Here is a 22,397-nt window from a genome sequence, read left to right as displayed (position 1 = left end):
TATAAACTGTCCAGTGTTAATGCCTTTATTCGTACTAAGCCGTAGAAAGTGCTCTGTGCTATTCAAAGTCAACAAAGCCAATTCGGCCTTGTCCCACAGCATTTCTTCCCTGCTCTTGAACATTGTTTCTTCGTCTCACTCCCTGAGAACCCTGTACGTTTTGTCCGGCTCTTCGACTATTTCCAGCCCTTCGACTATTTCCAGCCCCGGCATTACCTCTTCGGTTACAATTTGGTCCTGCTTCACAGGCATTTCTCATTCGTTGACGTCGTCTGATGCGTTTACAGGATTCACCATCACTCATACGTGTTTGATCTTCCCCACGACTCAACCCCATACCGCGACCTGTTCGTGGTCCATTACCTTGTGGTCCTGTTTTGTCATATCTAGGCATCGTTGCCTCCTAAATGTTTAATTTGTCTTCGACAGTGATTATCTGAATTCCAGCAGCCATTTCCTTGTGTCCTCTGCCCCATACGCCGCCTCTTACCGCAACCAGGCATAGCAAAAGACACCTGATCAAGCTGGTCTTTCTGCCAGCATTCAATGAGCTCCGAAACCTCTCCGGAACAGAACGGATAGACTTTGATACCATGTTCTTCAATGGCTAACTGCAAGGAACGGGAAATCGCGCCACATATCAGCAAATCGACATTCTGAGATATTAAAAAAGTCAGTTTATTCATTGCCGAATCCACAGGTAAATCAAATACCTGCTGATGCTGGATAACGCGTTGTTCCACCTCCAGCAACAATGCCTGCTGTGCAACATCAAAAACCGGAGAGATACGATTATTCCAAATCGTCAATGCTACTTTCATTCTGGACTCCATTGCTGATAGTCCATATAGAGCAACAAGCATTCCACTTTAAGAACAAAAGCAGATAAATTTTATCTTTATGTTTTTAAAGGATAATTTTGAAAGGATTAAATTAAAGGCAATCACTATGGTTGCGATATCGCAACCATAGTGATTACAGATCGAATCACAACTGCAATTATTGCAACGCTACAAATTAAATAATTCGGTTTCTGCCATTTTGCTCAGGAAAAGGAATATTTAACGATTTCATTTTCCGGTATAGCGTCGTTTTATGTATACCGAGCTCATCTGCCGTTGCCGCTCTGTTGTAGTGGTTACGTTTCAGTGCAGCCTGAATCGACTGTTTTTCAGCAACACGTCTTACCGCGCCTATCTGTTCACTTGATTCATTCTGTAAAGAATCAAATCCTAATCCAGCTTTCAGACAAGCCGGACTAATTTCATCGTTTGAACATAAAACGAATGCGCTCTCTATAACGTTTTCCAGCTCTCGCACATTACCCGGCCAATCGTGTGCCATAAGCAAAGCCATCGCTTCAGGGGTAATACGCTGAATCGTGCGGTGATGTCGGCGGTTGAAATTAGTTATGAACTGGTCAACAAGTAAAGGGATATCTTCTTTTCGTTCCCGCAAAGGTGGCAATTTCAGATCCACAACATGAATGCGGTAATAAAGATCTTGTCTGAAGTCACCATCAGCAACCATTTGATACAGATTGCGGTGAGTCGCGACTACGATTCTTGCTGTACTTTTTTCCGGCCGAATAGCTCCCAAAGGCTCATAGACTTGTTCCTGTAACACACGCAACAATCTAACCTGAAGTGCGAGGCTTATTTCTCCTATTTCATCCAAAAATAGAGTACCTCCTTCTGCTAACTTAAATCGGCCAGGTTTATCCTGTGTCGCTCCTGTAAAAGCGCCCTTTTTATAACCAAACAATTCTGATTCAAGCAGATTATCGGGTAAGGCCCCGCAGTTAACAGCAATAAAAGGTTTATCAGAACGGCTGCTCATATTGTGTACAGCCCGCGCTAACAGTTCTTTACCCGTACCTGTTTCCCCTTGAATCAGAACCGTACTCGGACTTTGCGCAATAGCAGGAAGCAGTTCAAAAAGATTACGCATAATGGGGCTATGACTAATAAAATCCCCGACTTGGGTACGCCCCTGAAGTGCACATTTAAGCGCTTCCACTTCGCTCAAATCCCGGAAGGTTTCAGCACCACCGATAACCTGACCGTTAGCATCTTTAAGCACTGCCGTGGAAACAGAAATAGGAATTCGTTCTCCATTTACATCAATAATAAAACAAGGCTTATTAACTATCGGGGACTGGTTCTTCAGAGTGCAACGTAACGCACAATCTGATTCACACATACTGGATTTAAACACTTCGGAACACAGCTTGCCCAAAGCCTCTTTTCTGGGAATACCTGTTATCATTTCCGCAGCCCGGTTAAAAAAACTTATCTGCCAATGGTCATCAACCGTAAATACTCCGTCTGAAATACTCTCCAGAATATCGGTGGTGAGTGTAGGCAGAGATGTCTGATTTACTTTGTTCATGACCATTCACTTAATATTGATGCTAAAAAATGGGGCTAACGACCCGTTAACCCCAATAAGTAATGAATTGTTTTTATGCGACCAACATAGCTCTTAACATCCATGCCGTTTTTTCATGCACGCGCATTCGATCTGAAATCAATGCAGCGGAAGATTCATCATCGGCATCCTGAGCCGTTTTTAATATCTCACGGCAAGTTCTGATCACTTGTTCATGACTTTGCGTCAAGATTTTTACCATCTCCATTGCTGGCGGAATATCTTCCACTTCTTCAATAGAGCTTAATGCCGCTAACGATTTATAAGTGCCTGGAGCAACAATATTCAATGAACGAATACGTTCCGCGACATCATCGACGGCTGTTGCAAGCTCAGTGTAATGCTCTTCAAACATCAAATGGAGATCGCGAAACTGTCGCCCGGTTACGTTCCAGTGAAAATTGTGAGTTTGTAGATAAAGGGTGTAAGAGTCTGCCAGCAGACGTTTCAAGCCTTCAGCAATAGCAATGCGGTCAGCTTCATTAATTCCTATATCGATAGTATCCATAGTGACTCCTTGATTGATTAAAACATTCAGCACATAAGTATAGAAAATTCTATAGCGGCTATAACAACCACTCTATAACAGTTCATTTTGCTAAAAAACTATTTGTCGTGTTAGGAATGTATTTTGTCATATTGGCAACTAAAAACGTCAGTCAGATAGGGATATATTAGAGCCAACTAATGGTAAAAGCTACCAACTGAAAAGGCTTGATATGAACAATTTATCCATAAACCACTCATCCTCTGCAAAGGTAGAAAACCGATTAATACATTTCCCTATTTCAATGTTCTCTGTCGTTATGGGTCTGAGTGGATTTTCAATCGCATGGCAAAAAGCTCTGGGTATGTCTTTCCCTGTGGTGACAACATTCACCAGTGCTTTGGCAAGTATCGTTATGCTGCTGGTGAGTGGTCTTTATCTACTAAAACTTTTTCGCTATCCAAATGCAGTGATTGCAGAAACAAAGCATCCAATTAAGATTAATTTCTTTGCTGCTTTCTCAATCAGCCTATTACTCCTTTCCGTCGTTTGGCATAAGTTTGAATTGCTTTCCTATTATTTATGGGGCGTTGGAGCGATCGTTCAGCTATCGTTAACTTTACTGGTTATGCATAGCTGGATACACCACGATCACTACCGGCTAGAGCACGCCAACCCGAGTTGGTTTATTCCGGTTGTTGGTAACATTATTGCTCCAATCACCGGTGCTAAGTTGGGATATATCGAGGTAAGCTGGTTCTTTTTCAGCGTTGGCATTGTTTTTTGGATGGTGCTATTAACCATCATTACCAACCGTTTGATTTTTCATGAAGCTCTGCCAACACGTTTTAAACCGATGCTGTTTATCTTGTTAGCACCACCATCCATTGGCTTTGTGTCCTACAGCTCACTAGTGCCAGAACTGACTGACTTATCCAGAATACTTGCTTCTGTTGCACTATTCACCGCTATTTTGCTGGTGCTCAATATCAATCAATTTCGAAAAGGTGGGTTTTATCTTTCATCCTGGGCTTTTTCATTTCCGGTAGCAGCTTTTAATGTCGCTCTGTTTAGATATGCCGAGCTAGCTCAGTCACCTGAATGCTTCTATACGGGTATAGCGCTATTAGGATGCCTAACCCTTTTAATTCTGTGGCTTTCATTTAATACATTCAAAGCCATAAGAGCTGGTGAAATATGCAAGCCAGAGTAAATAAATTTGAATATACAACTAAGGTAAAATTATGAGTAAAAATTATACAGACATTAATCAGCAACAACGCAAATTAGGTTCCGCTTTTCGAAAAGCGAGCCCTGATACTCTTAACGCTTTTTTAAACCTTCACAAGGCAGCTTTTGCTCCGGGCGCTATGGAAACTAAGTATAAAGAGCTTATCGCCGTTGCGATTGCCATCAATGTTCGTTGTGATGGCTGTATCGGTTCCCACGTTGAAGCAGCAGTAAAAGCTGGGGCTTCCAGAGAAGAACTGATTGAGACCATTAATGTGGCAATTTTGATGGGAGGTGGCCCTGCTGTGATTTATGGCACACAAGCGTTGGCTGCCGTGGACGAGTTTTGTGAATAATTAAAACAATGTATGTATCACCGAATTACATCAACTAGAGGCGCCAATAAGCGTTTACTACTGAAAATCGAGCCAATAATAAACTGTGGATATCGGGTTGATTGAAGGCGAGTGATTGGAAAAATAGTTTACATATATCTAAGCTGTTAACACAGGGTTGCATACTAGAATAAACACCCTAATCAAAGTTGCAAAAATATCAATAATTATTCTATCTGTTAGCTTAAGAGATTAAGTTTTCACAGTGTAAGCAAATAAAAGGGACTGCAATGAAAGATAAAAATAAACTTACTACAACGAGCGGATGCCCCGTTTACGACAACCAAAACGTACAAACAGCTGGTCCTAGAGGACCAATGCTTCTACAAGATTTTTGGTTTTTAGAAAAACTAGCCCATTTTGATCGCGAAGTTATTCCTGAAAGGAGAATGCACGCAAAAGGCTCTGGTGCCTATGGGACATTTACTGTCACCCACGATATTACTCAGTACACTAAAGCCAATATCTTTTCATCTGTAGGTAAAAAAACGGATGTTTTTGTTCGCCTATCGACAGTAGCAGGTGAACGCGGAGCAGCTGATGCAGAAAGAGATATTAGAGGATTCGCGATAAAATTTTATACTGATGAAGGAAACTGGGATCTTGTTGGTAACAATACTCCAGTCTTTTTTCTAAGAGATCCACTCAAGTTTCCCGATTTGAATCACGCAGTGAAACGCGATCCGAGAACCAATATGCGGTGTGCCAATACCAACTGGGATTTTTGGACGCTTTTACCTGAAGCACTTCATCAGGTCACAGTTGTCATGAGTGATAGAGGGATCCCAAAAAGTTATCGCCATATGCATGGTTTTGGTAGTCATACGTTTAGCTTCATCAATGATAAAAATGAACGTTGTTGGGTTAAGTTCCACCTTAAATCTCAGCAAGGAATAGAAAACCTAACGGACCAAGAAGCCGAAGAAATTGTTGGCAAAAACCGAGAGAGTCATCAACAAGATCTTTATGAATCCATTGAAAATGGAGATTTCCCTCGTTGGGATATGAAAGTTCAGATAATGACTGAAGAAGAAGCAAAATCCTATCCTATTCATCCTTTTGATCTAACTAAGGTTTGGCCACATAATGACTTTCCTTTAATTGATGTTGGTGTTCTTGAGCTGAACCGAAACCCAGACAATTATTTTGCCGAAGTAGAACAAGCGGCATTCAACCCTGCCAATATTGTACCTGGCATCGGCTTTTCGCCAGACAAGATGTTACAAGGTCGATTATTTTCATACGGAGATACACAGCGTTATAGATTAGGCGTCAATCATGCTCATATCCCGGTTAATCAACCGAAATGCCCGGTGAATTCTTTCCATAGAGATGGTGCAATGCGGGTAGATGGTAACTACGGAAGCACAAAAGCTTACGAACCAAATAGCCTTGGTTTATGGCAAGAACAACTCGACACTAAAGAGCCTGAACTAGCAATTCAAGGTGGTGCCTATAGCTATGACTTTCGCGAAGATGACGATGACTATTTTAGTCAACCAAGGGCGTTATTTAATTTAATGACGCCGGAACAAAAGACGGTGTTGTTTGAAAATACTGCTCGAAGCATCGGTCCTGCGTCTTTGGAAGTTCAATATAGACATATTAGAAACTGTCACCAAGCAGACCCTGCTTATGCCCAAGGGGTTGCAGATGCTCTAAAGCTAAAAATTTCTGACATCATTTAATATTGAAAGGCTTTTATCAGTGGCTGTGTTGATTGATAAAAGCCCCTTTTTTGGGGGAATTATGAGGAAATGGGACGATTATAAAAAAACCTACCGCGTTGATACTACGCTGATTGATTGTGCACGTTCAGGTGATTTTTATAGTTTGGTTAATCTATTATCCAACACCTCGGATATAAACATTAATGAAACAAACTCAAGTGGGTATTCTGCCTTGATGCTGGCAGTCTACAATAATGAAAAAGATTGCTGCGAAGCATTATTAAGATGCGGTGCTGATGTAAACTCAGCGGATAATGTAGGTAATACAGTGCTCATGGCCAGTGCCTATAAGGGCAATCTAGATATTTTTAAATTGCTATTAGAATTTGGTTCAAACCCACAGCTAACTAACAAAACCAATATGACAGCGCGTGATTGGGCTTTAATGTTTAATCGAAAAAAAATTATTGATTACTTAAATAAAACCTATCCGGCGAAAGCTCACTCCAAATTTAAGAGCATCGTAAAGTTCATTGCTCTGAGTTCAATGATGTTAATAAAAAAATAATATCTGTTAGTTAGTAACTATTTTCTATACAGGTAACCAGACTAGCTATGTGACGAAAATCTCAGCAAACGACAGCTTAGCTTTGCCATCTACAAAGGGAGATGCAGACCTATATGCTCCCCGCATATCTCTCAATCCAAAAATCTTCAGGCATATGTCATCAATGTGAAACCCATCATTGATTCCGACAGGAGCCTGAAATGAATCCCAAAACTTCCGATTACCAAAAGCAGCAACGCTATCAGGAAAATGAAATCCTAGAGCATGCCGCTGAAATACTGGCTAACCGCTATGTGCGCGGTGATGCCCTAATCAACCCTGATGCCACCAAAGAGTATGTGCGCTGTAAACTAGGCAGCTATGAGCGTGAAGTGTTTGCCTTATTACTACTGGATAACCAAAACCGTCTGATTGAGTTTAAAGAGCTGTTTCAAGGAACGGTGGACGCGGCCAGCATCTATCCACGTGAAGTAGTGAAAACCGTGCTGGAAGTCAATGCCGCAGCGGTGATATTTGCCCATAACCATCCATCGGGTGATTCTACGCCATCACAAGCCGATAGACGCATAACCGAAAGACTCAAAGACGCGCTCGCGCTGGTGGATGTGCGAGTGCTCGACCATATCGTGACAGGCGATACTTGCACCTCATTTGCTGAAAGAGGTTGGTTATGATTGAACAACATTACGGTGAGCTTTCTATTGATGATGCTTTACATGTGTCACTGGAAGCACTTCTGAATCGGTACACTCTTCCAGAGAACGCTGAACGACTCGTGCTGAACTGCCGCCAAATGAGTTACTACCGACATCGACAAGGTTTACACCCTATTGAGGTGCAGCTTAAACGAGAGTCAGCTTCAAGCCCTTGGCTGGTGGTGTTCTTTGCCAGCTTCTCTTATCCCGATGACAACAGTACAACCGTTGAGCCTGAGTTGTACTTTCATCTGGCTAATCGCTGGTGCTATCAACCCGATGTGGGGAGCACGGATTTATCCCACCCAGAGGTACAAGAGCTGCTCTCGGTCTGGATGAAAGCCTTCGCTCGCCACCTTTCCAGAAACGTCTTTGATGATGTGCAACTGACGATGGTCGGCACGTTCCACTAAAACCTAATCTCTCATTTCTTATTTGAATCCTGAAACAAGGAGGACTCACTATGTCCAAATTAATCTTTACGGCATCCACACTACCTGTGTCAAAGAAACTGCACAAGCTGCTAAGTGAGCAACTCACCGCTCATTTGCTGAGTAATGAAGCACTGACCACCAGCCGTTATCTGGTGTTTAATTTTCGCGATAAAAGTTACAGCGCGGATGAAGGCGGTTTTCATCCAGTTGAGATGGCAATTTGCCAAACCTCAACAGGGGAATGGAGTATTGAGTACATCACCGACTTTGCTTACATGGGAAATTACTATCCAGAGCTAGAGCGCAACTTGGATTTTGATTTTCGGGTTGGACAGTTCTTTGTGGCCTATCGTGGCTGGCTACCAATGCAAGGTAGCCGTGATGCCAAAGAGCTGTATCGGCTATGGGAGAATAACTTTCTTGCCTATGTCGATATGGACGCTTACAACGAGATAGCCGTCACCCCGCAATAACTCATGACTTCCCTTCTTCTACAAACCATCAAACTTGTCACTGCCCTCATCACGCTGTTCTCCCTTTCCCCGTTCTTCGGTGCCATAGGAGCCCTATCCACTTTAGGGTTTCTGGTGGTGCTGTTGATTGGGTTATTGGTAGTGATTGCCGAGCTCAGTGATAAGCATAAGCCTCGTTAATGTTAATCGGCTCACGCTTTGGTGATGCCGATTGATGCTGTTTTCACCGTTGGACATTATGTGTCTGACCCACCTCTATTCTCCCGACATTAAATGTCCGACTCCGGTGTGGAGCTTTGATGTATTGAGAGCGTAGTCATGAGCAATAAAACCAGCATTGAAGGGTTATCCGCTTTGCTGCACACGCTGATGCTTATTCCTCAACATCGATGGATTACCGTTAGGGAGTTGCAGCAGCAGTTAGCCCTACTCGATATCCACCGCACCACGCGCAGCATTAAACGCTACCTCGATGAAGTCATTGTGGAAGTGTTTAACGTGGAGTGTGATTCGATGAGCATGCCCCATGTGTATCGGAAAACCTCAGAGCAATTATGGAAGCTCAACAAGCAGGAAATGCTCTATTGGCAACTGACCAACAAGTACTTACTACCGCTGGTTCCTGATGCACTGAATTATGGGCAAGGGTGCTCCTCGGAGAGAGACAAACCCTTGCCCCATAAGGGTTCAGCACATTCAAAAGAGCAAGCATGGTTAGCCAAAGTACATGTGGCATTGCCCACGATTCGCGAGTGGAGTGACGAGCAACGGCAAGTGTTGAATGCGATACACACGGCATTACTGCACAACCGTATGCTCAAGATATCTAGCCAAGTATTGCAGCAAGAGAAGGCGCTCATTGAGCCTCTGGGACTCTCGGTTCAGTGTGACGCGCTCTTGCTGCTCTTTCGATTATCCGGCCAACACACGATACGCACCCTAGCCTTGCCTTTGATTGATGAGGCCAGTGTATCGACGTTTTCTTTTATCTATCCCACTGATTTCAATCTAGAGCGGTTCATGCGTGAACACGATGGAATCAGTGCGTCCTGAATTTCACTCACCGATAAGGAGAGCACCGTTATGACATTAATCAACACCCTAGCCCGATACGTCGCTATGAGCGTGCTGTTTATCGGACTCACCGCTTGTGGCGACCAAGAAGAAACTCAAGCAGCAACCGCAGATATTGAGGTGTCGATATCAGCTAACCCTCACTGGGGAACATTGGTCTTTGACCTACAAGCCATCACCGACAACACCGTAGTAAGCGATGTAGTGATTAACCGAGGCAACTGCCGATTACCCGCAGGAACAACCTCAGAGCTATCAAGAAACGTTTCGTTGCAGTTCGGCCAAACGTACACCGGATACAGCAACAACTGCACCGTGGACAGCGTTAAAGAAATCGAAGTCACCTCCAGCGCTGGCACCTTTGTCTACAACTTCTAACTTTCAATTCCCAAATAACACACTAAACCAACTCGTAAGGATAAACTATGAACAAGTCATCTCTACTCATTGCTACAGCGCTAGTTTTCTCAACCTCTTCCGCCTTTGCTGGTGGAACACTGGGCGGCAACCCATCCGCGGATTCGGGTGCCGTCAACGTCAGTGTAGGCAAGTGCACTCAATACAAAATGGATATGAAAGCGGCGCAACAGAAAGGTAAAGACGTAACTACCATCACCGTTCCTGAAGGCTGTGAAGCAGCCAAAGAAAAGTAATACCTACCACCAGCAACGATTAAAAAACGACAATGGGGAGCAATCACGCTCCCCATTCTTTTTTCTTCTGTCGTCCATCAACGTGTTATCTGGACAAGGGTTGATAATTCAGATGCTGGATAATCAAATATAGTGAAGTAGGTTATTTATACAAATTGAGTTATGCTTAATACCGTGAGGGAGGTGACGTGACTAGTGCTCACCACTCACTTTTGCGTCACTGACCTCACGTGCTCAATTTTTTACAATACCTTAGAAAGCTGAATCTTAGGCAATAACCTTCTGTTTAGCGTCTATCTGAGTTAAACGACTACAATCGCAACAAACGGGCCTCATGATAAGCAAGGTAAGTCGAGCTATCTATTATTCTAGGTTTAAACGGCCACTCACAAATCACTACAAGATAACCAGCCTTAACAAGTTCTTCCTAATAATGCCCCATATGAAGTTAACCGTTAGAGCAACTCAATTTCAGGCATAGGTCTCTCTTACCAACAATTAACCGTCACTTATTTAAAATTTATGTTTGAGAAGATATAGCAAAAATGAGTTGATCTTTATTTAACGCGATAGATTGTCAGTAGCTTAAATTGCACGGAATATTTCATGTATTGTAAGCTTCCAATCATGTAACCACATTGTTTTATACTGCGGCCATTACAAGTAGTGCTTTAATGTCCGTTAGCTTTTCATCTAGTATGCACGAATACAAATAATGAAAGGAATACGTCATGAATTTGACCATTAGACATCGACTTTATGTTTTGTCTTTCTTACCAGTGATCATTGTATCTATCGCAATGATGTTAGAGGCCTCAATTGAAGCCAGACGTTTAAGCTCAGATCAAATTGCTAGCGCCCACGAAGCGATGATAGAAATGAAGAAGGCTGAGCTACGAACCTACCTAGAAATCGCAGATAGTGCCTTAGCTCCACTAAAACAAACAAAAGCGTCTCGTGAAGATGCCATTTCTCTTTTGAGAAATGTTAAGTTCGGTGATTCAGGGTATCTATTTGGGTATGACTCAAAAGGCATAAGACTACTTCTAGGAAAAAGTAACGTAGGTATTGGTCAAAGCTTTTATAATCTCAAGGACTCGAATGGCAGCTATTTTGTTCAAGAATTAATTAAGAATGCAAAGGCTGAAAAATTCACAACGTATTACTTCCCTAAACCTGGCAGTTCATCACCACTGCCCAAGCTTAGTTACTCTATTTATATTCCACAATGGGATCTGACTTTAGGTGCCGGTATCTACACCGACGATGTAGAACAAGAACTGATGCATATGGAAAAAAGTGCTTTAGATAGATTAGATCAAAGTCTTTGGACACTGATTCTAATTAGCGTCGTCGTTATGCTGAGCGTTGCTTTCATGGCATATCTAGTGAATAGAAGCGTTATGAGACCACTTGAACTCTTTAGTAACTCTATCCGTTCTTTCGCTAGTGGTGATGCTGATTTGACAGCTCGCATGGAAAGCTTTAAAGCAAGGGAATTTAATGCTCTTAGTGAAGATTTCAATACATTTGTAGCGAGTCTTCAAGAGATTATCAACCAAGTTAGAAATGTAAGTCAGCAAGTTGTTCAAGAGAGCAAAGCGATGAATCAGAGAGCTTCGGATTCAGCTCAACTTTCTGCTGGTCAGCAAAAAGAGACAGAACAAGTAGCGACAGCGATGACAGAAATGACAGCGACAGCGGCAGAGATATCGAATAATGCTGGTCAAGCTGCTGATTCTGCACGGGAAGCAGAAGATAATGTTAGTGTTGCGCATCAAGTCGTTGTGGCTACAGCAAGTTCTGTATCAGCTTTATCAGAAGAGGTAGCTCAAGCAAGTATTGTAATATCCAAGCTTGAGGGCGATGTAAAGAACATTTCATCATCGCTTGATATTATTCAGGAGATCGCTGAGCAAACTAACTTGTTAGCACTGAATGCAGCCATCGAAGCTGCCCGAGCTGGAGATCAAGGTCGTGGCTTTGCTGTAGTGGCAGATGAAGTCCGTAAACTAGCAAGTCGTACGCAGGACAGTACTGGAGACATTCACGATATCATACAGCGCCTAAAAGCTGCTTCAGATGATGCTGTTACCGTAATGGGCAAGAGTCATAAACGCAGTATCGATACTGTCTCTCAAGCTAACTCAGCGACTTCCGCTCTTCGCAAAATCCAAGAATCTGTGCAAGACATTTTAGACATGAACGCTCTAATTGCCACTGCGACCAGCCAACAAAGTGTAGTTGGACAAGAAATATCTCAGAGGGTCGTGGTTATATCAGAACAAAGTGATGATGCTTCCAAGCTAGCTCAGGACAATAAGCGTGGTAGCGAAGACTTAAATATCAAGGTTAAAGAGTTATCCTCTTTGGTTGAACGTTTCAAAGTATAGCTCCCTAGCTCTATGAATCTAAATGGGAGTACGACGGCTCCCTCGTGCTAAATAGGGTATGCAAAGTCAGCAATCCAAATTGCTGACTTTTTGTGTCTTTGATTATGATGCACTTACACAGAAACTCTGCGCTCACTTATTGTCATACATTACTTAACAACTCGATTCAACATCTTAAGGGAAGGCGTAGGGAGTTTATCCAAATATGGCATCAATTCTTTGTAGTCGCACCTTTGAACAATCAAATGACTAGAGGATTAGTGGCTGTTAACTTTCCCCGCCTGTATGTATTTTGCGCGAATGTGTAGCCACCTGAGAATATTGTTAGGGGGAGCATTATTTTTCAGAAATAACCAGAGAGTTTCAAAAGTCAAAACTGTTACATATAGTGCAGTCTGTTCATCTCCAAGCTCTTCTGTTAATTCAGATAGTAGAACACCTGAGTACTTATCTACTAAATCATCATATTCTTTAAGATTTGTATTAACCACTCTCACGAACCCTATGTCACCTATAGTTCACTTACCTAGTATATAGCTAAATAGCCTTGAAAGTAGCGATTCTCGATACAACAAAGTAGCTATACCAGGCGTAATCGAAACTTTAATCATTTGAGCTATTAGAAATCTTACAGAGTCAGGCTACCAAACAAAACTTACCTCCCCTAGAGTTTATAGCCTGACAAGAGTGGCTGACCATGACCTAAAACCTTCTATTACAGTTCAGTTCGATTTCGACCATTACGCTTAGCTTTATACAGAGCATTATCTGCATTTTTGATTGCCTCGTGTATAGAATCCCCTTGTCCTGTCCAGTGCGAAACACCAATTGAAATTGTCACATTACCGACAGTATCAAAATGATAGGCTTCTATTGATCGGCGAATTCGCTCTGCTACATCAAACGCTCTAGTCGGGTTAGTGTTGGCAAGAAAAATAATGAATTCTTCACCACCAGAGCGGCACACAACATCTTGTTCTCTAGCCTCATCCATCATTATCTTGGATAGACTTTTTATTAGCTCGTCCCCGACATGATGACCAAATGTATCATTGACCCTCTTGAAGTGGTCAATGTCCAAAGCCAACAATGAAAATGGCCTATTTTGCTCTTGAAACTGTTCAATCGCCTTATCTAAGCCTCTTCGATTTAAAATACCAGTAAGCGCATCCGTTAACGTATCAGAATGGAGCTTATCAATGGTATTTGACACGACACCCATAGCATTCAAAAAGCTCCGTCTTAAGTGCAACGCTTCAAAGTACCATGCATGAATACGGTTTAAATCCGATATCGTCGACTTGTGATTGCCAATTTTAGTAACAGCACTGGCTAGCTGCCAAAGGGGCCGAGATATCAAAATTGAAGCTCCCCAAATAAACATCAATGTCAGCACACCTATCGGGAAACCTTCCCAGAAAACATGAAGCATTAACTCATTAAGGCCGTTTAAAGCATTATTCTTTGGCTTTTGGACTATCACGCCCCATCCAGAGTTCTTTACTGGCGCGTAACCAGCCAACATATCAACACCTTGCGAATTGACAATGTCCCCATATCCACCTTCCCAGTTAACAACCGCGTTGATAGCCTCATTATTGAGTATCACTTGCCCGACTCTCCTCTTATCGGGATGATAAATGATGGTTTTATTCCGGTCGACGACATACATATACGAACCATCTTGATGACTATGTTTACCCAAAAGTCTTGTCAAGATATTTTGGCGTTCCAAATACAAAGTACCACTGACATACCCTAAATATTCGCCAGCTTCAGAATAAATCGGATGGGAGATACTCGTAATATAGTTGCCAGCTGGTGATACAAAAGGGTCCGTAATGAGAGGCGCTCTTGCGTTTAAAGATTGGCGAGCAGTGTCTTGTTTTAATGTAACGCCTTTCAATGCCAATGTTTCAGGTGATATGGCAATGATAGTGCCTTTAGAATCCACGACTACCACTGAATTGAATGCATTCGTCTGTAGTCTTAAACGTTCAACTTCATTGTCTAACAGTTGAGTATCGCCAATCTTTTTACTCAATATATTCGCACTAAAGTTCAACTGAGACATCGCGGTATCAATAAAAGCATCGGTCATGTCCGCCATTTTTTCGGCATAAACCCAATTGGATTCCATCGTATTGCTAAGAATCAATTCTTTTTGAACGCGATAAACTGTGTAAAAGGCATTCAATAAAGTAATAGCTACACTGAACATGCATAAAAAAAGTATCAACTTTCTTAAATTCAACTTATCAACCACTCTGGACAAATTACTGTACCTATTTTTAAGAGAAGAATAATCATTCTAAATGAACTAAAAAATATGTAATAGCAAGCATTACGATGTAACTATACCGTACTCATGAAAAAATGCGACTAACTGTATAACAGACTAACTATCATCGCGTTTTGCCTTGAGCGTTACTTGATGATTGTGACGGAGTATCGAGAAACATTTTATCTACATTCCCGCCATAGACAAAAGTCGGATACGTCTTCTACCCTGATGGCTAAAACGCTGGGCAAAATTCTTCTCTCCCCAAAAGATGCAATATGAAGCGTATATTTTTTCATTACGTCCTATTACAGCCAATTTTGCATGCATCTAACGTTTTAAGGACGACCAGATACAGATCACAACGTAGAGCATAGACCTAACCTGCATTGGTTTTTATTGAAATAGGAGTATGCGTCATAAAATCAAGTGCTTATATTACAACCCTACTTGATAGCTCTATAGATAACCGTTTAATAGAAGGCAACGTTGAATCCTCATTTTTATCTTTATCGTATCCGTCTTCAGTTATATGTTATTAAGAAAAACGCAAATAACGAATACTATCGGCTTGTTGGATTGAACCTACAAGCCGCACTGTTACATGAATTTATATCACTTCTAGCTGCATCAACAGCTAGCGAATCCGCTATCTCATTCCCTCTTACACCAGAATGCGCTCTAATCTTTTCGACTTCGACATACTTGCCAGAACGCAGCTCATCGACTGCCTGCCATAAGCGTCGATTCTTAATCTGCTTTATCGGCTCTACGCCAGCCTTTCTTTTCCAGCCATCACAATGCCCGAAGGCAGTGAAATCATCAAAAAAAGTAATGTTAATGCCAACAGCAGCAGTAAAAAACGACAGTGGAGAGCGTGATTGCTCCCCATTCTTTTTTTGCCTTAACGCATCTATTTGAAGGTATATGTTATAAGTAAAAAGCGAGTTAACTATATCAAGTACCAGTCAATACAGAGGGGGTTATTGAAGCTGGTACCATACATATCTATATTGGACATCAACGAAAAAGCACTTAGTCACTCGTACTCATGGGAAATAAACAACTATCAGGAAACAATAGTCCACTATGGCCGACTAAAAATGGCACATCGAATCCTTCAGGTGGTGGGCGCACCAACAACCCGCCAAGCAAAAAATAGAAGCAAACCTAGGCTGCTATAGCAGCCTAGGGAGCGTAACGCTGGTAACGACTTATCGTGTAGATATCAGAGAAAGAACTACTAGACCCTGTAAATAGTTCTGTGTAACTGTCGGGGGTTACATGTATTCAGTCAGTCGGTCTTCGAACATAATCATAAAGCGGTTTAGAGCTTGTCGCCAGTTTCTAATCGGCATCGTCCACTTCTTGGAAGTATCTCTGATATCTAGGGAGATCACCTTTCGAGCTGATGTAATGACCCAGTTAAAATTGGACAATCTAAGCCGCTAAAGCATATACCTCAGCAGGTGTTTTCATCTTAAGCGCCTGATGTGGACGCTCGTTGTTGTAGACGATGGCAAAGCGAGCTTCACCTAAAGAGCCGAAGTTATGCATCCAAACATACTGCTCTTTAATGGTTATTATAAGGCGTTCAACTATATACTTATCAACATACGTGAAATAAGTGCCGCTAGGGCTATAGCACCGCTATCCGTGCGATCGTATAATAAATATTCACTTGCACGCTTGTGCACAATGAGTACGAGGACAGCCATGCCAAAGTTAACCATTGATACCCAATATGGCATCATCATTATCCAAGATTTAGAGACCGTATTCGTCAATGAATACTACGCGCACCTGTATGGCTACTCTAGCGCCTCTGAACTCCTCAACTCAATAGACTCCTTTCTTGACTTGATTGATCCCTCTGACCATCCCAAAGCGATCGACAACTATTATCAAACGCTCAAAGGTGACGTTCTTCCCCGAGGGAGAAGCTTTCGTAATCGCGATCGCAACGGTCGGGAATTCTCAGTGTTTGCCATCGATCACGTGATTGAGTGGAACGGAAAACCCGCTTTACAAGTCACGGTTATCGATCTCTCAGCACAAGAACGAGCCCAACAGCAACTTCAGGAAAATGAGCAAAAATTTAAACAGCTGATCACCAATTCAGGGCAAGGCATTAGCGTCCACCGAGACTTTAAACCCATATTTGTCAATCAAGCTTGGGTTGACTTGATGCACGCCCCCTCCATCGACGCCGTACTCCGTGATGTCAACTTACTCACTTTACTACCTGAAGAAGAGCACGCCAACGCTCAGTCACGTTATCAATCACTCATTAGTGGCCGTTTATCCGGGGCCAAGACGGTTGTGAAAAATCGATGTTTTGATGGAGAGATTCGTTACTTTCGCGTCTACGACAGCCTGATTGAATGGGATGGAGCGCCAGCTGTTCAAGCCGTCATCGAGGATGTTACCGATCGAGTCATACTCGAAGCCAAGTTAAGACAGCTGTCGGTGACCGATCCACTGACCGATATCTATAACCGTCGGGAACTCGATCGTGTACTCAACCAAGAATTTCAAAAAGGGCAACGTTATGGGCACCCATTTTCGGTTATCCTCATCGACATCGATCACTTCAAGGTCATCAATGATACGTATGGACATGATGTGGGCGACAACACATTGCGAGCCATTGCCAACACACTTCGTGACACCCTACGCCAAACTGACGTGTTAGGCCGTTGGGGTGGGGAGGAGTTTTTAATTGTCTGCCCGTCCACTGACCTTACCGGTGCCTCGCACCTCGCCAACACCTTGAGATCACGTATCGCGAATCTAGCGCTAGACGTTACGAAGTCCGTTACCATCAGCATCGGCGTCGCCAGTCTAGACACTGACGACACACAAGTCTCCGATGTTCTGAAGAGAGCCGATCGCGCTCTCTATGACGCAAAACGTAACGGACGAAACCAAGTAAAGGTGGACCGCCCATAATATTGTCAAATATGGTCTACACTTAGTAAGAGCGATGTGTTCGAGCGATGTTCGCTTGGTGTACCAAACTGACTACTTTCGACAAACCGTAGGCGGTCAATTTACATTCGACAATCATCTAACACCACTATCGATTAATGAGACTACTACCTCTCAAAAATGAAACGTCGTGCATAAAACTTACCCAATATAAGGTGATATCAATCGGTGTGTACCCGTGACGCGTTGACTGTCAACACAACCTGAGTATGATTAACATAAATACGAGCGATGTTAGACATGAAGCAAGAGAGATTTTCCCCGCAGTGATGACGCAGCCCCATCGTAACCGTTTGTTAAGTTTTGAGGGCCAACAAGGCAGACTTACTGCTGAAGATTACCCCACGATACCTCAAACGCGCCCTTTTGATGACGTAGCTCGGTGCCTTATCGAAGCGCAACGCGATGAAAAGCTCTTAAACGCACTCACTCACTTTTTTAGCCATGCTGAGCATACAATGGCGCTTAACCCCGACGCTTATCAAAATTTCCGCTCCACGTTACGTGCCTTTCACACCTTAATAGAAAAGAGCACAGAGCAACAGCAACTGTTGGCGGCGCTCACTTTATGGATTCGCTGGCTTTCTGCGTCGCAAAAGCCGTCTACACCAACCGAGCCCATGGCATCGTTAGTGGTATTCGCTTCACAACGCCTCGCCGACGTCGCGGTCCCAATGCTCAGTGAACTGCATTCACACCACTATGCCTTCGAGCGACTCAGAGACAGTGAACGCCGGCTTCACGATGCCATGGATTACGCTCAAATCGGGCACTGGTCATCCCCTTATGAGGGCACTCGTTCTCAGTGGTCACCGCAAATTTATGACTTGCTCGGATTAGAAAGGACCTGCCCCCAGGCCTTGACACCCTAAAATCCGTCATCGATGAAGACTTCATGCCCGACTTCATAGCCGCTCGGCAGCGCTGCTTTGAGACGGGCGAAGACTTCTTCCTAGAGTGTCCAGTCACTCGCCAGAGCGATGGGGAGCGCCGTTGGATTGAGTGTCGTGGACAGGTGCATTACCTCAAGTCCGGCGAGCCTGAGCGATTGTCCGGCTTCATTCAAGATATCACGAGTCGTAAAGAGAGCGAGGAAACCATTACCCAACTCGCCTACTTTGACCCACTGACGTCACTACCGAACCGGCGTTGGTTATTGGATAAGTTAACTCAGCAATGCGACTCTCTCGCACATCGTCGCTCTTACTGCGCAGTTCTTCACATTGATATCGATGATTTTAAAAAAATCATTGACCTTTATGGTCACCCATGTGGCGATACATTGCTGATGCTCATCACAAAGCGTATCTGTGCGCTTCTTCGCCCCCAAGATACGTTAGCGCGCATCGGACATGACGAATTCATGTTGATGCTTTGTGGCTTACCTGAAAAATATCCTCTAGCCCTCGAACAAGTCGACCAATGGAGCACTCAGCTCCTAGAGACGTTGGCACAACCTTATACCATCGACGAACATAAGTTTGTCAACAGCGCCAGTATCGGGATGGCGCTTTTTAATGACAATTCCGTTGGCGCTGAGGAGCTCATTGATCGAGCAGGGATGGCGTTAATGTACGCCAAGCACGACGGAAAAAATGTGTCACATTTGTACCATAGCACGATACAAGACAAGCTATTGCAAAGACTCCATCTCGAGTCGTCACTGCGCCAAGCCCTAGAACTCAATCAGCTGGCATTGTTTTATCAACCTCAAGTCCATGGCACCCATCTAACTATTGGCGCGGAGGCCCTGATTCGGTGGTTCCATCCAGAACATGGACTTATCGCACCTGATGACTTCATTCCACTTGCGGAAGAAACGGGACTGATCATTAGTATCGGGGATTGGGTACTAGAACAAGCTTGCCTTCAACTCTCGCGTTGGCAATCTGACTTCCAATATCTGACTTTGTCTGTCAATGTGAGTTACAAACAGTTCACGCACCCAGATTTCGTGACGAAAGTCGAATCGGTTCTTGAACGTTATCCGATTTTACCTGGTACGTTAAAGCTCGAGCTCACTGAAACCCTGCTAGTCGATGACATTGAACTGACTATCGCCCACATGCAGGCCTTAAAAGTGCGTGGCATCATTTTTTCATTAGACGATTTTGGTACGGGCTATTCCTCTTTGCAGTATCTCAAGCGTCTGCCTATAAGTCAGATTAAAATCGATCGCTCCTTTGTCTCAGAGCTTGAAGATAACCCTAACGACCAATCCATTGTCACCGCGACCATTGCCATGGCCAAAGCATTGGGCATCGATGTTATTGCTGAGGGTGTTGAGACACATGCGCAAGCCGCCTTTCTTCGAGAGCACGGATGTGACACGCACCAAGGCTATTACTATAGTCCGCCTTTATCGCTGTGTGACTTTGAACGCTATTTACAGGCGAACGCCCGGAGATTGACCTAGCAAGCTCCCAACTTAAGATGAAATAGCAAACATCAGCGCTTCGCTAGCCATACAACTTAAACGCTCTTGGTATAGCAAACACTTTCGCCAATTGCCAAGCAAACTGACGTATCGATGTCCATAGTATTCCCTCCTTGCTAGTATTATCCAGCGCGCGGTCTGTCGGCTGCTTGCTCTTTACCACTGACGCATTTAACCACTTTATTTTTTCTCTTGGAGAAACAGGGAGTCCCAAAAACTCTGAGACTTCATCAGGCGAAGGTAAAAATGGGTTGCCCAGCCTGATAGCGGGCATTCTAAACTTTTCGTTGAGCATTAGAGATAAAGCGCTGGCACCTTTGTCTACACCTTCTAACTTTCAATTTGCAAATAACACACTCAACCGACTCGTAAGGATCAACTATGAACAAGCCAACTCTACTCATCGCTACAGCGTTAGTTTTCTCAACCTCTTCTCGCATTTTCTGGTGGAAGACTGGGCGGCAATCCATCCGCAGATGCGGGTGCAATTAACGTCAGTGTTGGCAAATGTACTCAATACAAAATGGATGTGAAAGCGGCGCAACAAAAAGGTAAGGATGTATCTAGCATCACAGTTCCTGAAGATTGCGAAGCCGTCAAAGAAAAGTAATGCCATAAGCAACAGTAAAATGACAATGGGGAGCAATCACGCTCCCCATTCTTTTTTTGCTTCTATACACAAGCGGCACAATCAATAAGCCAGCATTCTAAACTCATTTTTGGACAAAAGTGTGACAGCGATTTGGCTAAACTAGAAACAAATGAATAACCACAGGTATGGAAAGGTCGATTCGCAACGTATTCAATTTGGCTGGGCTAATAATTATGCTCTTGGGCTGTGACGGTGTACAAAATACAAATAACTGTCAAAACCGAATCAAGATCCAGCCTAGATTTAGGTAATCGTGCATTATAGTCTTTTTCTTGATGGTGGTAGCCCATGGCCAGTGCGACATCACATTGATACCCACCAAGTTCTCCATAAAACTCTTCGCTGATTTATTCAGAGTCTACCCCTTCCATTGTGGTAGAGTCGATTCCTAATCGAGCCAACACATGTAATGTATTACCCAATGCCAAATAAGTTTGTGCTTTGGTCCAAGCAGAGGTATCCCCAAAGTCATTTGTATTTAGCTCGGCAAATGCGAAGCTACCAAACGTTTGCTCTCGATTTTCTGGCAAGACTCGTCCATCTGCAACCCTTTAGCAACAACCTTCGCGTAATCTTCACGAGTATAGCTAGGGTTATGTGCAAACAGAATAATATGCGAGGCTGCCTTAATATGGGGCTGATTGAACTGATGTTTGTTTCTAAAAGTGCGGTGCATACGTTCTTTTGCCTCATCACTTTCAATAACAATAAATTCCCAAAGTTGTGAATTTATCGATGATGCAGACAAACGAATGGCTTCATAAATAACATTCAGGTGTTTTTTGGGAATGCGTTTATTTGAGTCGTACCGAAAAGTGATGACTAACCTCCAACTTTCACAGGAATTGGAAGTTAGTGACATCGAATGTTCGAAAAGCTATGACTTCAGCAAGCTAGCGCCAATGTCATTACTGTTTGTTTCCAGCCATAATTTAAGCTCTTGTGGCCACTTAATGGTAGATTCTGCAAAGAAGCCACGCAGTAGCGAAAAGTAGATAGCCTGATCAACCAAAGGCAGTGGCGATTTACCCACATTCGGTTGGATCAACGCTTCAGCTTTAACCAACTGTGCGTTCACATCTGCAACAATCTTCTCTGTGTTTTCTAACAGACGAACAAAGTTCAGCTCTTCTGTCTCTTTCTTCGCTTGCCATACAGTAACACTTGCTTCAGTAGCGAACTCTTTTAGATTCAGTTTCGTCCAGCGAGGGTAGCCAATTCTTTGAATCAATGGGAAAGTCTCACGCTGAAATACCAAAGTCTCCTCCGAAGGGGCAACTATCGCATCAATACCAGCTTGCTCGATAAAATAAGCAATGATATCCATGCTTTCCGCCATCACGCTGCCATCAGCTTTCTCCAATACTGGCACCATTTTTTGACCGATTAAATCAATCAGAGTTTGCGCATCAGCATAATCCACAACCTGGTATTCAACGTTAAGGTTGAGATCATTAGCAACATAAGCAACACGGGCACAAAATGGGCAATGCTCGTAGATATACAGTTTCATCAAAAATCCCCTTTTTATAAG

General features: G+C 43.2%; 23 protein-coding genes and 3 pseudogenes. 15 read left to right on the top strand and 11 right to left on the bottom strand.

Going from position 1 to position 22,397, the window contains the following annotated elements:
• Window positions 1-58: 58 nt before the first annotated feature.
• The 4 genes from P4S58_RS03915 to P4S58_RS03900 all read right to left on the bottom strand — a co-directional run bounded on the left by P4S58_RS03915 (window position 59) and on the right by P4S58_RS03900 (window position 2,938).
• Window positions 59-394: a DUF5320 domain-containing protein gene (locus P4S58_RS03915; RefSeq protein WP_337162973.1), complete on the bottom strand. Its 336-nt coding sequence runs from the start codon at window positions 392-394 to the stop codon at window positions 59-61.
• Window positions 387-821 carry a NifB/NifX family molybdenum-iron cluster-binding protein gene (locus P4S58_RS03910; protein WP_180980456.1) on the bottom strand — a complete coding sequence of 145 codons (435 nt, stop codon included), beginning with the start codon at window positions 819-821 and terminating at the stop codon, window positions 387-389. Before P4S58_RS03910 ends, P4S58_RS03915 begins: the two co-directional genes overlap by 8 nt.
• Window positions 822-1,017: 196 nt before the next feature.
• Window positions 1,018-2,391, bottom strand: coding sequence for a sigma-54 interaction domain-containing protein (locus P4S58_RS03905; protein WP_337162971.1), 1,374 nt, complete (start codon window positions 2,389-2,391; stop codon window positions 1,018-1,020).
• A 73-nt stretch (window positions 2,392-2,464) separates the two neighbouring features.
• Window positions 2,465-2,938: a Dps family protein gene (locus P4S58_RS03900; protein WP_102969261.1), complete on the bottom strand. Its 474-nt coding sequence runs from the start codon at window positions 2,936-2,938 to the stop codon at window positions 2,465-2,467.
• Window positions 2,939-3,149: 211 nt separating this feature from the next.
• Here P4S58_RS03900 and P4S58_RS03895 point away from each other — a divergent pair, with 211 nt between their 5' ends.
• The 11 genes from P4S58_RS03895 to P4S58_RS03845 all read left to right on the top strand — a co-directional run bounded on the left by P4S58_RS03895 (window position 3,150) and on the right by P4S58_RS03845 (window position 12,502).
• A complete protein-coding gene (locus tag P4S58_RS03895; protein ID WP_102969260.1) occupies window positions 3,150-4,130 on the top strand; it encodes an SLAC1 anion channel family protein in 981 nt (326 codons plus the stop codon).
• A 31-nt stretch (window positions 4,131-4,161) separates the two neighbouring features.
• On the top strand, window positions 4,162-4,503 hold the full coding sequence (locus P4S58_RS03890; RefSeq protein WP_337162970.1) for a carboxymuconolactone decarboxylase family protein: 342 nt from the start codon (window positions 4,162-4,164) through the stop codon (window positions 4,501-4,503).
• 269 nt (window positions 4,504-4,772) lie between these two features.
• The gene (locus tag P4S58_RS03885; RefSeq protein ID WP_337162969.1) at window positions 4,773-6,230 is read left to right on the top strand and encodes a catalase; all 1,458 of its coding nucleotides are present in this window, start codon (window positions 4,773-4,775) and stop codon (window positions 6,228-6,230) included.
• Between the two features lie 19 nt (window positions 6,231-6,249).
• A complete protein-coding gene (locus P4S58_RS03880) occupies window positions 6,250-6,780 on the top strand; it encodes an ankyrin repeat domain-containing protein (RefSeq protein WP_337162968.1) in 531 nt (176 codons plus the stop codon).
• 200 nt (window positions 6,781-6,980) lie between these two features.
• Window positions 6,981-7,454, top strand: a complete 474-nt coding sequence (radC, locus tag P4S58_RS03875) for a RadC family protein (protein ID WP_337162967.1) — start codon at window positions 6,981-6,983, stop codon at window positions 7,452-7,454.
• Window positions 7,451-7,888, top strand: coding sequence for a DUF2787 domain-containing protein (locus P4S58_RS03870; RefSeq protein WP_337162966.1), 438 nt, complete (start codon window positions 7,451-7,453; stop codon window positions 7,886-7,888). Before radC ends, P4S58_RS03870 begins: the two co-directional genes overlap by 4 nt.
• 50 nt (window positions 7,889-7,938) lie before the next feature.
• Window positions 7,939-8,382, top strand: coding sequence for a DUF2787 domain-containing protein (locus P4S58_RS03865; RefSeq protein WP_332189008.1), 444 nt, complete (start codon window positions 7,939-7,941; stop codon window positions 8,380-8,382).
• Window positions 8,383-8,700: 318 nt separating this feature from the next.
• On the top strand, window positions 8,701-9,435 hold the full coding sequence (locus tag P4S58_RS03860; RefSeq protein ID WP_337162965.1) for a WYL domain-containing protein: 735 nt from the start codon (window positions 8,701-8,703) through the stop codon (window positions 9,433-9,435).
• 30 nt (window positions 9,436-9,465) lie between these two features.
• Window positions 9,466-9,834: a hypothetical protein gene (locus tag P4S58_RS03855; protein WP_193305669.1), complete on the top strand. Its 369-nt coding sequence runs from the start codon at window positions 9,466-9,468 to the stop codon at window positions 9,832-9,834.
• 47 nt (window positions 9,835-9,881) lie between these two features.
• Window positions 9,882-10,109 (top strand): hypothetical protein, encoded by a 228-nt coding sequence (locus P4S58_RS03850; RefSeq protein WP_337162962.1) that lies wholly within the window; start codon window positions 9,882-9,884, stop codon window positions 10,107-10,109.
• A gap of 731 nt (window positions 10,110-10,840) precedes the next feature.
• A complete protein-coding gene (locus tag P4S58_RS03845) occupies window positions 10,841-12,502 on the top strand; it encodes a methyl-accepting chemotaxis protein (RefSeq protein ID WP_337162961.1) in 1,662 nt (553 codons plus the stop codon).
• Window positions 12,503-12,759: 257 nt separating this feature from the next.
• On the opposite strand, the gene P4S58_RS03840 is transcribed toward P4S58_RS03845, so the two are convergent.
• The 4 genes and pseudogenes from P4S58_RS03840 to P4S58_RS03820 form a co-directional block, all read right to left on the bottom strand.
• Window positions 12,760-12,993 (bottom strand): hypothetical protein, encoded by a 234-nt coding sequence (locus P4S58_RS03840; protein WP_337162960.1) that lies wholly within the window; start codon window positions 12,991-12,993, stop codon window positions 12,760-12,762.
• Between the two features lie 224 nt (window positions 12,994-13,217).
• Entirely contained in the window at window positions 13,218-14,768 is a 1,551-nt protein-coding gene (locus P4S58_RS03835) for a sensor domain-containing diguanylate cyclase (protein ID WP_337162959.1), read from the bottom strand.
• A 578-nt stretch (window positions 14,769-15,346) separates the two neighbouring features.
• Window positions 15,347-15,566: pseudogene (locus tag P4S58_RS03830) on the bottom strand (RNase H family protein); the annotation flags it as partial.
• A 657-nt stretch (window positions 15,567-16,223) separates the two neighbouring features.
• Window positions 16,224-16,385 carry an integrase core domain-containing protein gene (locus P4S58_RS03820; RefSeq protein ID WP_102969538.1) on the bottom strand — a complete coding sequence of 54 codons (162 nt, stop codon included), beginning with the start codon at window positions 16,383-16,385 and terminating at the stop codon, window positions 16,224-16,226.
• A 114-nt stretch (window positions 16,386-16,499) separates the two neighbouring features.
• Here P4S58_RS03820 and P4S58_RS03815 point away from each other — a divergent pair, with 114 nt between their 5' ends.
• From P4S58_RS03815 to P4S58_RS03805, 3 genes are all read left to right on the top strand, one after another.
• Complete coding sequence (locus P4S58_RS03815; RefSeq protein ID WP_337162958.1) at window positions 16,500-17,735, top strand: sensor domain-containing diguanylate cyclase; 1,236 nt, start codon at window positions 16,500-16,502, stop codon at window positions 17,733-17,735.
• Window positions 17,736-17,983: 248 nt separating this feature from the next.
• A complete protein-coding gene (locus P4S58_RS03810) occupies window positions 17,984-18,646 on the top strand; it encodes a hypothetical protein (protein ID WP_337162957.1) in 663 nt (220 codons plus the stop codon).
• Window positions 18,647-18,669: 23 nt separating this feature from the next.
• A complete protein-coding gene (locus P4S58_RS03805; RefSeq protein ID WP_337162955.1) occupies window positions 18,670-20,190 on the top strand; it encodes an EAL domain-containing protein in 1,521 nt (506 codons plus the stop codon).
• Between the two features lie 43 nt (window positions 20,191-20,233).
• On the opposite strand, the gene P4S58_RS03800 is transcribed toward P4S58_RS03805, so the two are convergent.
• Entirely contained in the window at window positions 20,234-20,485 is a 252-nt protein-coding gene (locus P4S58_RS03800; protein WP_337162953.1) for a hypothetical protein, read from the bottom strand.
• A gap of 107 nt (window positions 20,486-20,592) precedes the next feature.
• Here P4S58_RS03800 and P4S58_RS03795 point away from each other — a divergent pair.
• A pseudogene (locus P4S58_RS03795) lies at window positions 20,593-20,821 on the top strand (hypothetical protein).
• A 206-nt stretch (window positions 20,822-21,027) separates the two neighbouring features.
• On the opposite strand, the pseudogene P4S58_RS03790 reads toward P4S58_RS03795, so the two are convergent.
• Window positions 21,028-21,725, bottom strand: a pseudogene (locus P4S58_RS03790) (nitroreductase family protein).
• A gap of 15 nt (window positions 21,726-21,740) precedes the next feature.
• Window positions 21,741-22,376 carry a glutaredoxin 2 gene (gene grxB / locus P4S58_RS03785; protein WP_337162951.1) on the bottom strand — a complete coding sequence of 212 codons (636 nt, stop codon included), beginning with the start codon at window positions 22,374-22,376 and terminating at the stop codon, window positions 21,741-21,743.
• Window positions 22,377-22,397 lie beyond the last annotated feature (21 nt).

Source organism: Vibrio sp. Hal054 (assembly GCF_037162405.1).
Classification (GTDB): Bacteria; Pseudomonadota; Gammaproteobacteria; order Enterobacterales; family Vibrionaceae; genus Vibrio; species Vibrio diazotrophicus.
This window is presented reverse-complemented; position numbering and strand designations above follow the sequence as displayed.